The organism is Desulfocurvus sp. DL1XJH-121 (assembly GCF_054819825.1).
In genome coordinates this window covers 174,845-186,991 of the sequence record NZ_JBTVWW010000004.1, presented here as the reverse complement: position 1 = coordinate 186,991, position 12,147 = coordinate 174,845, and the positions used below count along the sequence as shown (strand labels likewise).

The 12,147-nt window shown below is 67.2% G+C and carries 14 protein-coding genes; 8 read left to right on the top strand and 6 right to left on the bottom strand.

All coding sequences use genetic code 11. The annotated features are described in order from the left end of the window. Window positions 1-260: 260 nt before the first annotated feature. A complete protein-coding gene (locus tag ACYYG1_RS04830; protein ID WP_461209153.1) occupies window positions 261-1,139 on the bottom strand; it encodes a DMT family transporter in 879 nt (292 codons plus the stop codon). Window positions 1,140-1,323: 184 nt separating this feature from the next. Here ACYYG1_RS04830 and ACYYG1_RS04825 point away from each other — a divergent pair, with 184 nt between their 5' ends. From ACYYG1_RS04825 to ACYYG1_RS04790, 8 genes are all read left to right on the top strand, one after another. Continuing rightward, the gene (locus tag ACYYG1_RS04825; protein ID WP_461209152.1) at window positions 1,324-1,599 is read left to right on the top strand and encodes a DUF2325 domain-containing protein; all 276 of its coding nucleotides are present in this window, start codon (window positions 1,324-1,326) and stop codon (window positions 1,597-1,599) included. Window positions 1,600-1,668: 69 nt separating this feature from the next. Next, complete coding sequence (locus ACYYG1_RS04820) at window positions 1,669-2,058, top strand: tetratricopeptide repeat protein (protein WP_461209151.1); 390 nt, start codon at window positions 1,669-1,671, stop codon at window positions 2,056-2,058. 197 nt (window positions 2,059-2,255) lie between these two features. Then, the gene (locus tag ACYYG1_RS04815) at window positions 2,256-3,254 is read left to right on the top strand and encodes a TRAP transporter substrate-binding protein (protein ID WP_461209150.1); all 999 of its coding nucleotides are present in this window, start codon (window positions 2,256-2,258) and stop codon (window positions 3,252-3,254) included. Window positions 3,255-3,297: 43 nt separating this feature from the next. Continuing rightward, on the top strand, window positions 3,298-3,867 hold the full coding sequence (locus tag ACYYG1_RS04810) for a flavin reductase family protein (RefSeq protein WP_461209149.1): 570 nt from the start codon (window positions 3,298-3,300) through the stop codon (window positions 3,865-3,867). A 36-nt stretch (window positions 3,868-3,903) separates the two neighbouring features. After that, the gene (locus ACYYG1_RS04805) at window positions 3,904-4,395 is read left to right on the top strand and encodes a TRAP transporter small permease (RefSeq protein ID WP_461209148.1); all 492 of its coding nucleotides are present in this window, start codon (window positions 3,904-3,906) and stop codon (window positions 4,393-4,395) included. After that, on the top strand, window positions 4,392-5,672 hold the full coding sequence (locus tag ACYYG1_RS04800) for a TRAP transporter large permease (RefSeq protein ID WP_461209147.1): 1,281 nt from the start codon (window positions 4,392-4,394) through the stop codon (window positions 5,670-5,672). Before ACYYG1_RS04805 ends, ACYYG1_RS04800 begins: the two co-directional genes overlap by 4 nt. Before the next feature lie 67 nt (window positions 5,673-5,739). Beyond that, window positions 5,740-6,720 (top strand): GGDEF domain-containing protein, encoded by a 981-nt coding sequence (locus ACYYG1_RS04795; protein WP_461209146.1) that lies wholly within the window; start codon window positions 5,740-5,742, stop codon window positions 6,718-6,720. Then, entirely contained in the window at window positions 6,717-7,376 is a 660-nt protein-coding gene (locus ACYYG1_RS04790; RefSeq protein WP_461209145.1) for a precorrin-8X methylmutase, read from the top strand. The genes ACYYG1_RS04795 and ACYYG1_RS04790 overlap by 4 nt, the downstream gene beginning before the upstream one ends. Before the next feature lie 121 nt (window positions 7,377-7,497). Here ACYYG1_RS04790 and dnaA read toward each other — a convergent pair whose 3' ends face one another. From dnaA to ruvA, 5 genes are all read right to left on the bottom strand, one after another. Next, on the bottom strand, window positions 7,498-8,907 hold the full coding sequence (dnaA, locus tag ACYYG1_RS04785; RefSeq protein WP_461209144.1) for a chromosomal replication initiator protein DnaA: 1,410 nt from the start codon (window positions 8,905-8,907) through the stop codon (window positions 7,498-7,500). Between the two features lie 603 nt (window positions 8,908-9,510). After that, window positions 9,511-9,744 carry a hypothetical protein gene (locus ACYYG1_RS04780; protein ID WP_461209143.1) on the bottom strand — a complete coding sequence of 78 codons (234 nt, stop codon included), beginning with the start codon at window positions 9,742-9,744 and terminating at the stop codon, window positions 9,511-9,513. Between the two features lie 10 nt (window positions 9,745-9,754). Beyond that, complete coding sequence (gene thyX, locus ACYYG1_RS04775; protein ID WP_461209142.1) at window positions 9,755-10,423, bottom strand: FAD-dependent thymidylate synthase; 669 nt, start codon at window positions 10,421-10,423, stop codon at window positions 9,755-9,757. After that, on the bottom strand, window positions 10,411-11,412 hold the full coding sequence (gene ruvB, locus ACYYG1_RS04770) for a Holliday junction branch migration DNA helicase RuvB (RefSeq protein ID WP_461209141.1): 1,002 nt from the start codon (window positions 11,410-11,412) through the stop codon (window positions 10,411-10,413). The genes thyX and ruvB overlap by 13 nt, the downstream gene beginning before the upstream one ends. Beyond that, window positions 11,409-12,023: a Holliday junction branch migration protein RuvA gene (ruvA, locus tag ACYYG1_RS04765; RefSeq protein ID WP_461209140.1), complete on the bottom strand. Its 615-nt coding sequence runs from the start codon at window positions 12,021-12,023 to the stop codon at window positions 11,409-11,411. The genes ruvB and ruvA overlap by 4 nt, the downstream gene beginning before the upstream one ends. Window positions 12,024-12,147 lie beyond the last annotated feature (124 nt).

Below are 12,147 nucleotides of genomic sequence, written 5' to 3'. Positions count from 1 at the left end.
CGAAAGCTCGTCGTCCCGGCGACCACGCTCTGGAGCGGGCTTTTCGCCCAAGGGGCCACGGTCTGCCGGGACGGCCGGGGAGAAGGAAAGCCTCCTTCCCCCCGGCCCCTTTGGCGCCTGGTTCAAAAGCGCCCGCTTTTGAACCGGCTGTTCCACCAGACGAATCCGAAAACCATTTCCCTCGCGCCCCGAATCCTCCCCATACAAACGAAAAGGCGGGTCTGCGGGCCCGCCTTTTCGTTTGTATGGCCGGTCGCCACCTAAACCTTGCGCCACACTCGATTGGCGCACCAGACCCCTCCCAGCACCAACACTCCCCCCACCGCCAGCGACACGTCCACACCCTCGCCCAAAAAGCCCCAGGCCATGGCCACCGCCGAAACAGGCACGAAATTGATGAACACTCCGGCCTGCGACGGCCCCAGGGCCTGCACGCCCTCGTAGAACCAGGTGAACCCCAGCACCGTACCCGCCACGCCCAGATAGACCAGGGACCACCAAGCCGCTCCGGAAATGCCGGGCAGCGCATGCCCCAGGCCCTCGTGCAGGGCCGGAACGGCCAGCATGGCGTCCCCGGCCACGCAGGACAGGGTCACGGCCGCCAGGGGCGAAAGCCCGCCCATGACCGCCTTGCCCAGCAGGGAATAGGCCACCCAGCAACCCACGCAGCCCAGGATCCAGGCGTCCCCGGCGGACACGCCCCCGGTCAGCAGGTTCCCGGGCGCACCCCGGGAGATGACCCACACGGCCCCGGACACGGACATCAGGATGCCCAGGATCTTGCCCGGCCCCAGGGGCTCGCGGAAGATCAATGCCGCGAACAGGGCGATGGCGATGGGGTTGCAGGCGATGATCACCGAGGACCGCCCGGCCGGAGCCAGGGCCAGGCCGGAGAAAAAGCACAGGTTGTAGCCGAAGACCCCGGTCAGGCCCAGGAGCAGCACCCCCAGGGTCAGACGCGGGGTCAGGCGCGGCAGGCCCTCGGCGCGCAGCATCAGCGCCACCAGAAAGACCGAGGCGATGGCGAAGCGGATGAAGGCGGCGGAATAGGGGCCGAGTTCCGCGGCGGCCATGTGGCCGGCCACGAAGGTGCCGCCCCAGGCCAGGGCCGCGCCCAGGAGTTTTGCGTACACGAGCATGGCCCATGCCCTGCCCCTGGCCCCGGGAGAAGTCAAGGCTGGCCCCGGGCCCGATTCCCCTCAACCAAGCCCCCCCCTGCTCCCCTGAGCACTTTTTGTCATCCTCTTTATTGACAATGAAATTCATTTTCATTAGAACCGACTCAAACAGCAACGACGCCAAGAGGCGCAAGGAGAGATTCGTATGTGTGCGGCTGTGATCGGCGGAATGGACAGGCTCAAGAGGGACTACATCAATGCGGCCAAGAAACAGGGCATCCGCCTCAAGGTGCTCACGGGCAAGGAGAACCGCATCGGCGAGAAGCTCGGCAGCGCCGACCTGCTGATCCTGTTCACCAACCAGCTGTCCCACTCCGCCCGGCGCGAGGCCCTGGTCCACGCCCGCAAGAACAACATCCAGGTGGAGCTTTCCCACTCCTGCGGCGTGTCCAGCCTCAAGGAATGCCTGAGCCGAGCCTGATCCGGCCGAAGCCTCGACGAACGGGCTCCGATGCTTACCTTTATTGTGCAAACCTTGGAGAATTCGAACATGAAGCCGATGATGAAGCTCAGGCTGCTGTGCAGGGACGGCATGCGCGCCTGCGAGCGGGGCGACCTGGGCAACGCCCTGTTCCAGCTGCACATGGCCCTGCGCCTGACCAAGGGCCTGCAGAGCGATATCCTGGAGGCCAAGGTCCGCAACAACATGGGCCTGGTGCTGATGCTCATGGGCGACGACGTCCGCGCCCTGGGGCACCTGCGCCTGGCCCAGAAGCTCACGGAAAATTTCGCCGGAACCCGGAACAGCCTCTTCCGCAGCGTGACCAGGAACCTGGTCCAGGCCTCCCTGGCCGTGGACCGGACCGCCGGGCTCGCGGTTTCCGAGCCCCTCCGCGGCCCCGAAGGCCCCCGGATGCATTCCACCGACGCGGCCGCCTAGGGGCCGCCCCTCCCCGCGCGCGGCGGGGATTCGTCCCCGCCGCCCCGCTCCCCCCTGTTTATCGCGATATACCCCCCTTTCCGGACTTCACTTTTCATTTGATCAAGGCTATGCAGTGCCCACGCGGTCCCGCCTCGATGCCGCGAGCGAAATGACGTATGCTGCCTTTTCCTTTCCCCGTGGTATAGGAGATCATCATGCAGTTTCCACGTTGCGCCCGCGCCGCCTGCGCGGCCTTCCTGTTCCTCGCCCTCTTGGGCGCCACGCCCGTGGTCGCGGCCACGGTCATCCGCCTGGGCCTGGTGACCACGCCCGGCACGGCCCAGTACGTGTGCGCCGAGAAGTTCCGGGAACTGGTGGCCAAGCGCTCGGGCGGCGAACTTGCCGTCAAGATATTCCACAGCGGCTCTCTGGGCTCCGAGACAGACATCCTGCAACAGGTGCAGATGGGGGCCGTGGACATGGCCATCATCACCCTGGGGCCCCTGGACACCTTCGTGCCCGAGGTCAAGGTGGTCAGCTTCCCGTTCCTGTTCAAGAACCACGCCCAGGCCGACGCCGTGCTGGATGGCCCCGTGGGCCGCGAGGTCCTGGACAGCCTGGAACGGGCCGGATTCAAGGGCCTGTGCTTTTCCGAGAACGGCTTCCGCAACCTGACCAACTCCAAGCGCCCCGTGCGCACGGCCGCCGACGTGCGCGGCCTGAAGATCCGGGTCATGCAGTCCGCCCTGCACCGGGAATTGTGGAAGACCCTGGGCGCCAACCCCACGCCCATGCCCTGGCCCATCTACACGGAGCTGCAGCAGGGCGCCATCGACGGCCAGGAAAACCCCCTGTCCATCCTCTGGACCTACAAGCTGTACGAGGTGCAGAAGCACCTGACCCTCACCGGGCACGTGTATTCGGCCCACGTGGACCTGGCCGGGCTGTCCTGGTGGAAGGCCCTGCCCCAGGCGCGGCGCGAGCTGCTGGCCACGGCCATGCACGACGCGGCCCTGCACCAGCGCGCCTGGAACCGCGAGAACGTGGCCGGATTCCTGGCCAAGCTCAAGGCCGCGGGCATGGAAGTGGAGGAGCACCCGGACCTGGCGTCCTTCAAGGACCGGGCCGAAACCCTGAAGAACATGCCCATGTACACCGAACCCCGCACCAGCGCCCTGCTCGCCAAGATGCTTGCGGCCACCAGCGGCCAATAGCCGCTCCCGGACGCCGGTGCCGACAACACAGGAGTTTTTCGAGATGAAGCGTTCCCTGGGCTCCAAGCCCCTGGCATTCCCCGCCCCGGTGTGGTGCGTGGGCTCCTACGACGCCGACGGCCGGCCCAACGTGATGACCGCCGCCTGGGGCGGCATCTGCTGCTCCAAGCCCGCCTGCCTGGCCGTGTCCATGCGCTCGGCCACCTATTCCCACGGCTGCGTGATGGCCAGGAAGGCCTTCACCGTGTCCGTGGCCGATACGGCCCACGCCAAGGCCGCGGACTACATCGGCATGGTCAGCGGCCGGGACCGCGACAAGTTCGAGGCCACGGGGCTCACCGCCGAGCGCGCCCAGCACGTGGACGCGCCGTTCATCGCCGAGTTCCCCATGGTCATCGAATGCACCCTCAAGGAGGTCGTTGAGCTGGGGCTGCACACCCAGTTCGTGGGCGAGATCGTGGACGTGCGCGTGGAGGAGTCCTGCCTGGACGGAAACGGCAAGCCGGACATGGCCAAGGTGGCCCCCCTGCTCTTCGCGCCCGAGGCCCGGGCCTACTACGGCGTGGGCCAGCCCATGGGATCGGCCTTCGCCCTGGGCAAAGACTTGCTGTAGCCGCAGGGCCCCGCCCCGCGCTCCGGAACCGCCGCCATGCGCCGCATACGTCTCCTGCTGCACTTCGCCAGCCTCGGCCTGAACACGGCCTGCGAGGCGATCCTCGCCCTGTGCGGGGCGGGCATGGCCGTGGTCATCGGGCTGCAGGTCATTTTCCGCTACGCCCTGAACGATTCCCTGTTCTGGTCCGAGGAACTGGGCCGCCTGCTCCTGGTCTGGCTGACGTTCTGCGGCGCGGCCGTGGCCTACCGGCGCGGGGCGCACATCGGGGTGGACGCCCTGGTGGCCCGCCTGTCCGCGAAGGCGGCGCGCTCGGCGCGCATCCTGGCCCAGGCCGTGTGCCTGGCCTTTTTCGCGGCCATGGCCGTGGGCGGCTGGCAGCTCATGGAGCTTCTCGGGTTCCAGACCATGGCCGCCATGGGCTTCTCCAAACAAGTCCCCTTCGTCATGGTCCCGGCGGGGTTCACCGTGCTCTGCGTCCACGCCCTGTCCATGCTCCTGGATGAACTGGCGGGGGAGCGGCCGTGACCGGACTGCTCTTCGTGCTCCTGGCCGGGCTGTTCCTGCTCAACGTGCCCATGGCCGTGGCCATCGGCGCGGCCACCGTGGCGGGCATCGTGCTTTCCGGGGACGCCTCGCTGATGCTCGCGGCCCAGCGCATGTACGCGGGCGCGGACTCCTTCCCGCTCATGGCCGTGCCCCTGTTCATGCTCGCGGGCCAGCTCATGGAGGCCGGGGGCCTGTCCCGGCGCATCGTGGACCTGGCCAACGCCCTGGTGGGCTGGATGCCCGGGGGGCTGGCCGCCGTGTCCATCGTCTCGGCCATGTTCTTCGGCGGCATCTCCGGGTCCGCCGCGGCGGACACCGCCGCCGTGGGCGGCATGCTCGTGCCGGCCATGAAGCGCAGCGGCTACCCCGCGGCCTTCGCCGGGGCCGTGCAGGCCGCCGGAGGCTCCATCGGGGTCATCATCCCGCCCAGCATCCCGATGATCATCTTCGGCTTCCTCACGGGCGCGAGCATCGGCAAGCTCTTCGCCGCCGGGGTGCTGCCCGGCGCGCTCATGGGCCTGTCCCTCATCGTCGTGGCCTCGCTGCTCTCCAAGCGCGGCGGGTTTCAGGCCGGGACCACCCGCTTTTCCCCGCGCGAAGCGCTGGCGGCCCTCAAGGCCTCGGGCTGGGCCCTGGGCGCCCCGGCCCTGGTCCTGGGGGGCATCCTGGGCGGCATCTTCACGGCCACGGAATCCGCGGCCGTGGCCGTGTTCTACGCCCTGTTCTGCGGATTCTGCGTCTACCGCAGGCTGCGCCTGGCCGATCTGCCGCGCATCGTGCTCTCCTCGTCCCTGACCTCGGCGGTGATCATGTTCATCATCGCCCAGGCCACGGCCCTGTCCTGGCTGCTCACGGTGCGCGAGTTCCCCCTGGCCGTGTCCGCCGCCGTCACCGGGCTGACCTCGGACCCCGTGCTCCTGGCGCTCTTGGTGAACCTGATGCTGCTCATCGCGGGCACCTTCATCGAGACCACGGCGGCCCTGATCCTGTTCGTGCCCGTGATCATCCCCATGATGCCCGCCCTGCACATGGACCTCATCCACCTGGGGGCCATGGTTGTGGTCAACTTGTCCATGGGCATGCTCACCCCGCCACTGGGCGTCTGCCTCATCGTGTCCTGCGGCCTGTCCGGCACGCGGCTGGGCGACATCGCCGCGCGCGTGACCCCGTTCCTGCTGGTGCTCTTCCTGGACCTGATGCTGGTGACCTTCTGGCCGCCGCTCACGGGCTGGCTGCCCGGGCTGCTGGCGCCCTGACCCCGGGCACGTTGACAAGTACCGCCCGCGTAAAACACACTGGCGTCAAATATTCGGGGGGGCACACATGAACGAACCGTCCTGGGCCGATCTCTTCCGCCTGTTGTCCGGCATGTCCCGGCTGTTCCAAAGCTGCACCGACGAACAGGAATTCCTGGACGTCTGCGAATGGTACGTGCCGCGCATTTTCCCGGATTTTTCCGGCGCGCTGCACCTGTTCGCCTCGGCGGACTCCGAGGCCCTGTCCCTGGCCTGGGGCGAGGCCGGACCTGCGGCCGAGGCCCCCGGCCGTGAGGAGCGCGCGGCCCTGGTCCCGGGCGCGCCCGTGCTCACGGAGCCGGAGGACGACGGTTGCGCGGCCCTCTCGGTGCCCCTGTTCGCGGCCAAGCAGCCCCTGGGCGTGCTGACCCTGGTCTCGGGCTCCCAAGAGGCCCTCGCGGACGTCCAGGGTCTGGCCCTGGTCACCGCCGAGCAGCTGGCCCTGACCGTGGACAACCTGCGCGTGCGCTCGCGCCTCAGGGATCTGGCCCTGCGCGACGCGCTGACCGGGCTCTTCAACCGCCGCCACTTCGACTCCACCATGAACAAGGAGACCCGGACCGCGGCCGAGTCCGGCGCGCCGCTGTGCGTCGTCATGTTCGACATCGACCACTTCAAGAAGCTCAACGACACCAAGGGCCACGACGCTGGCGACGCAGCGCTGCAGGCCGTGGGGAACTTCCTGGGCTCCCTGGCCGGGCCCGACGCCGTACCCTGCCGCTACGGAGGCGAGGAGTTCTTCTTCGTGCTCCGGAACACGGAATACGAGGCCGCCCTGCGCCTTGCCGAGGACATCCGCCAGGGCATCGCGGCCCTGGAGATCACCCACCAGGGCGTACAGGTCAGCCCCATCCACGTCTCCGTGGGCGTGGCCCGGTTCCCGGACCACGGGGCCACGCCCGAGGCCCTGGCCAAGGCCGCGGACGACTGCCTGTACGCGGCCAAGGAGGGCGGCCGCAACCGGGTGGTGGGCTACGCCAGCCTCAAGCCCGGAGGAGCCCAGGCGTGAACGCGGCCAATCCCCCCATCCTGGACATCAAGGCCCCCCTGGACATCGAGCGCGAATCCTTAAGCATCATCGACTCCGAGGTGCCCGAGCCCCGGCCCTATGCGGGGGACGAGTGGCTGGTGGTGCGGCGCATGATCCACACCAGCGCGGACTTCGAGATGCTCGACCTGGTGCGCTTCTCTCCCGGGGCCGTGGACGCCGGGCGCGCGGCCCTGGCCCGGGGCTGCCGCGTGTTCACGGACACGGAGATGGCCCGCTGCGCCATCCCCCTGCGGCGCATGACCCCGCTTGGCTGCACCGTGGCCTGCCTGATGAACGACCCCGAAGTGGCCGAGCGCGCCAAGGCCCAGGGCGTGACCCGGGCCCGCGCCGCCGTGGACAAGTCCGCGCCGGACATGGCCGGGGGCATCGTGGTCATCGGCAACGCGCCCACCGCGCTGCTCAGGCTGCTGGAGCTGGCGGACCAGGGGCTCGCGGCCCCGGCCCTGGTGGTGGGCATGCCCGTGGGCTTCGTCAACGCCGCCGAGTCCAAGGCCCTGCTCCTGGCCCAGGACCGCCTGCCCTTCGTAACCATCGAGGGCCGCAAGGGCGGCTCGCCCCTGGCGGGCTGCGTGGTCAACGCCCTGGCCGAGATGGTCCTGGCGGAGCGCGCCTGAGCCCTGGTTTTACCAAACAAAAACCCCGCAAGGCGAGCCTCGCGGGGTGCGTCGTCCCGGGGCGTCCAAAACGCCTCCGCCTTCGCCGCTTACGCCGCTTACGCCGCTTACGCCGCTTACGCTAGCGCAGCTTGTCCACCACCGTGCCGATCTGGCGGCCCAGGGGGGTCTGCAGGCGCATCTCGCGCTCCACGTTGGTGATGCCCTTGAGCACCGTGGAATGGCGGCGGTTGAGCTGGGCCCCGATCTGCTTGAGCGGCATGTCCGTGTACTTGCGCGCCAGGTAGAAGGCCGTGTTGCGGGCCATGACGATGTCCCGCTTGCGGGACTTGGAGGCCAGCTGGTCGTTGGAGATGTCGAAGAATTCGCAGATGTGGCGCAGGATCCTGGTGAAGCTCACGGAACCGGAGTCCGTGAGGGTGTAGTTGGAGAGCACGCTCTCCACCATGTCCAGGGTGATGGCGCGGCCCAGCAGCCGGGCCTTGAGCACCAGGCTCTGCAGGCAGCTCTCCAGCTGGCGCACGTCGTCGCGCAGGTTCTCGGCCATCATCTCCGAGACCTCGCGCGGCAGCTGGACCTGGAAATGCTTGGCCTTGGCCTCCAGGATGCCCATGCGGGTCTCCATGCAGGGCCGGTCGATGGTGGCCAGAAAGCCCGCGCAGAGGCGCGAGGCCAGATGGTCGTCCACGTCCTTGAGCTCGCGCGGCAAAAACGAGCTGGACAGGACCACCTTGCAGCCGCGCGATTGCAGGGCCTTCATGGTCTCGAGCAGCTCGTCCTGGGTGTGCTCCTTGCCCTGCAGGAAATGGATGTCCTCCAGGAGCAGCACGTCGAGCTTTTCGCGGAATTTGGCTTTGAAGCGCTCCATCTGGCGCGCCTTGAGGGACATGACCAGCTCCGAGGCGAACTCCTCGGCCGTGAGGTAGGCGATGCGCACGTTGGAGCGGTTGCCGCCCCGGGCCAGATTGCGGCCGATGGCCTGCAGGAGATGGGTCTTGCCCAGGCCGGGCGAGGCGTTGAGGAACAGCTGGTCGAAGTCCATGCCGCCGTTGCACATGCTCTGGGAGGCCACGAAGGCCATCTCGTTGCACGGGCCGACCACGAAATCCTCGAAGCAGAAGCGCCAGGTGCGGGTGTCCAGGCTGCGGGGGGTCATGTCGGGCAGCCCCAGCTGGGTGGGGCGCGCCATGCGCCTGACCCGGCCGCCGCCGTTGTTCGCGCCGCCTTTGTCAGGGTCTGCGGCCTCGTCGTCCCCGGCCTGTTCCGAGGCCGGGCAGGGGCCGCTCTGCATGGCCTTGGGGCGCACGCCGACCTGGATCCTGGGCCGCTTGCCCATGACCTGGGTGGCGGCCTCGGCCACGGAGTCCGCGAGCCTGTCCCGGACCCAGGAGGCTACAAAGGAATTGGGGGCGTAGAGAGTCAATCCGCCATCCACGGCCTCGGCGTCCAGAGGCCTGATCCAGACCTGGTACAGGCCGGGATTCAGCGTTTTTTGGAGTAGGTTTTGGATTTGGGGCCAAGCGTTGAGCATGTCGAGACATCTAGTGCCCCGTTCACCTTTTCGCAACACAGGATATGGGCATGTAGCGGTCAGGTGACAGGAAAACTTCTCCCCACGGATCATGGATTTCAACCACCTGATTTTTAATTAAAAACCTCTAAAGCCCTTATTCGCCGTGGGGACGAGGAAGTACCAAAGGATAAGGCCTTTCAGGGGTCAAGGTTTTTCCGTGGGAATAGTTTTCAACAGGGCTGATTCGAATTTTCTTCTGATTACTAAATTTTTATTCCAAAATCGCTTTTGAACCGTGCATAATGTCAGCTTTTGTGATGAATTTCCCCTTGACTTCCCCGGATGCCTTGCTGCGTATGCCTTGCCGGGGCGCGATTCCGAGCGCTTCGAACGGCCCCCGGCGAAAATTTTTCAGGCCGAATTTTCCTATTCATATCCATCTTGATTATCAGTTTTTTTCATAGAGAAAAAGCTGATTGGCGTGAAACATCCGGGGCGATCGGTGAGAACGTCCAGGGATTCGAGGGCTATTTCCCGTGTTTCAAGCGGGAAACGTCACCTCGGTCCCAGACCGGGGGAAGAAAAGGGGAATATGGCGATTAGCAGCGATTAGCGGTGAATTTATTCGTTACCAAGCAAAGGGTAGTTCTCTTTGCGCAGTTCCTCGGGATAGGGCTCGGGGCTGTAGCGTTCCCAAAGGGTCTTGGAGGCCCCCAGTTCCGTCAGGATGGCCTCCAGGGAGCGCCCCCCGGCCCACCAGCGGTATTCCTCGGGGCAGTCGGCGGGCACCACCAAGTCGCCGTGGTCGTCGATGAAGGGCCTGCTTTCGGGCATGTCCGCGGGAAAATCCGCCATGGCGCGCCTCCTAATCCCCGGCCAGGGCCTTGAACTTCTCGATGTCCTCGGCGAACTGCTCGCGCAGGTCGGAGAACACCGCGGGCATGCGCCGGGCGAATTCGTCCAACAGCGGCAGCATGATCTCCCGGATCTGGGGATGCGCCGGGCCGGAGCAGCGCAGCTTGAACACGTGCCGCCACTCGCGCAGGTTGGCTGTCATCACGATCTCGGTCTTCAAGCTGTTGGGCAGGACGCTTCTGGCCTGCTCGGGGCGCGCCCCGGCCTCGATGAGCTCCATGTACGCGGCTTCGGCATCGGCCATGGCCCGTTCCCAGCGCGCGTATTCCGGGCTGCCCGGCGCCCAGAACAGGGGCCGGATCACGGTGATCTCGCTGCCGAAGCGGTCCCGGGAATAGTTGGCGTAGCGCGTGGACTCCTGGCTGTAGGCGGCCAGGCGGTGGCGCACCAGCTCGTGGGTCACGCCCCGGTCGCAGACGAAGCGCACGGTGACGCTGGCGTGCTCCAGCACGGACTCGTGCCCGCGCCCCACGATCATCTTCACGAACTTGAGCCCCGATTCCGGGGTGATCTTGTCCTCGGACTTGTAGCAGGTGCGCCCTGCGGCCTCGATGTGCGCCACCACGACGTCGCCGTCGGGCATGGACATGATGGAGAAGGAAGGCCTTACGATCTGCATAGGTTCCCTTGCCCGCCGCCGGCGGCGGCGATGAGGTTCAGGTGGGCGTAGGCCCGCGCCGTGGCCATGCGGCCGCGCGGGGTGCGTTTGAGGAACCCGCACTGCATGAGATAGGGCTCGTAGATGTCCTCAATGGTGCGCACTTCCTCGGAGCAGGCCACGGCCAGGGTCTTAACGCCCACGGGCCCGCCGCCGTACTGGTTGATGAGCACCGAGAGGATCTTGCGGTCCATGAAGTCCAGGCCGGACTCGTCCACGTCCATGCGCGCGAGCGCCGCCTCGGCCGCGGCCGCGTCCACGGCCCCGTCGCCCTCCACCAGGGCGAAGTCGCGCACGCGCCTGAGCAGCCGGTTGGCGATGCGCGGGGTGCCGCGCGAGCGCCGCCCGATGACGTCGGCCCCGTTGTCCGTTAGCTCCACGTCCAGGATACGCGCCGCGCGCAGGGCGATGCGCGCCAGGTCCTCGGGGTCGTAGAACTCCAGCCGGGCGATGACCCCGAAACGGTCGCGCAGGGGCGAGGTGAGAAGCCCTATGCGCGTGGTAGCGCCCACCAGGGTGAAGGGCTCCAGGTCCAGCTTCACGGTGCGCGCCCCCGGGCCCTGGCCGATGACCAGGTCCAGCTTGAAGTCCTCCATGGCCGGATAGAGGATCTCCTCCACCGTGGGGGGCATGCGGTGGATCTCGTCCACGAAGAGGATGTCGTTGCGCTCCAGGTTGGTGAGGATGGCGGCCAGGTCGCCGCTGCGCTCCAGCACCGGGCCCGAGGTGCTGACGATGTTCACGCCCATCTCGGCGGCCAGGATCTGGGCCAGGGTGGTCTTGCCCAGGCCCGGGCAGCCGTAGAGCAGGGTGTGGTCCATGGCCTGGCCACGCTCGCGGGCCGCGGACACGAACACGCGCAGATTGGCGCGCAGCTCGTCCTGCCCGATGAAATCGTCCAGTGATCTTGGGCGGATGTGATCGTCCGGCGGGGTCTGGGCCCGGTTCATGAACGCCTCTTGGCCATACGCTTGAGCGCCTCCCTCAGGGCCTCGCCCACGTCGAGGTCGGGCTGCTCGTTGAAGACTTCCTCCAGGATGCTCCTGGTCTCGGACTCTTCATACCCGAGATTGGACAGCCCCGCCAGGGCGTCGCGGAAGGCGCTCACGGCGCGGCCGTCCAGGGACGGCAGGGACGGCGCCGGGCTCACGGCCCCGTCTTGGAGCTTGTATTTGAGGTCCAGGAAGATGCGCTGGGCGCTCTTCTTGCCGATGCCCGGGACCTGCACCAGGGGCATATAGTCGTCCCCCAGGGCCAGCCTGCGCAGCTCGTCCGGGGTGAACACCGCGAGCATGGCCAGGGCGGTCTTGGGGCCCAGCTTGTTGATGGACAAGAGCAGCCCGAAGACCACGCGCTCGTCCCAGGTGGGGAAGCCGTAGAGCTCGATGGCGTCCTCGCGCACGATGGTCTGCACGAAGAGCTCCACCTCGCCGCCCACCTTGGGCAGGGTGGCGGCCGAGGCCGAGGTCATGTCCACCTCATAGCCCACGCCGCCGCTGGTGAGCACCACGCAGCCGCCCTGGGTGCGCGCGGCCACTGTACCGGCGAGAAACGCGATCATGCTCCCTCCTTGCAGGCCGTTGAAAAACAGCGACCTGCTTCGTTGCTGCGAAAAATGCAAACCCTCGCGTATTGGGATACGCGTCGGTCTTGCATTTTCCTTGCGCCTCGCATCTCACTATTTT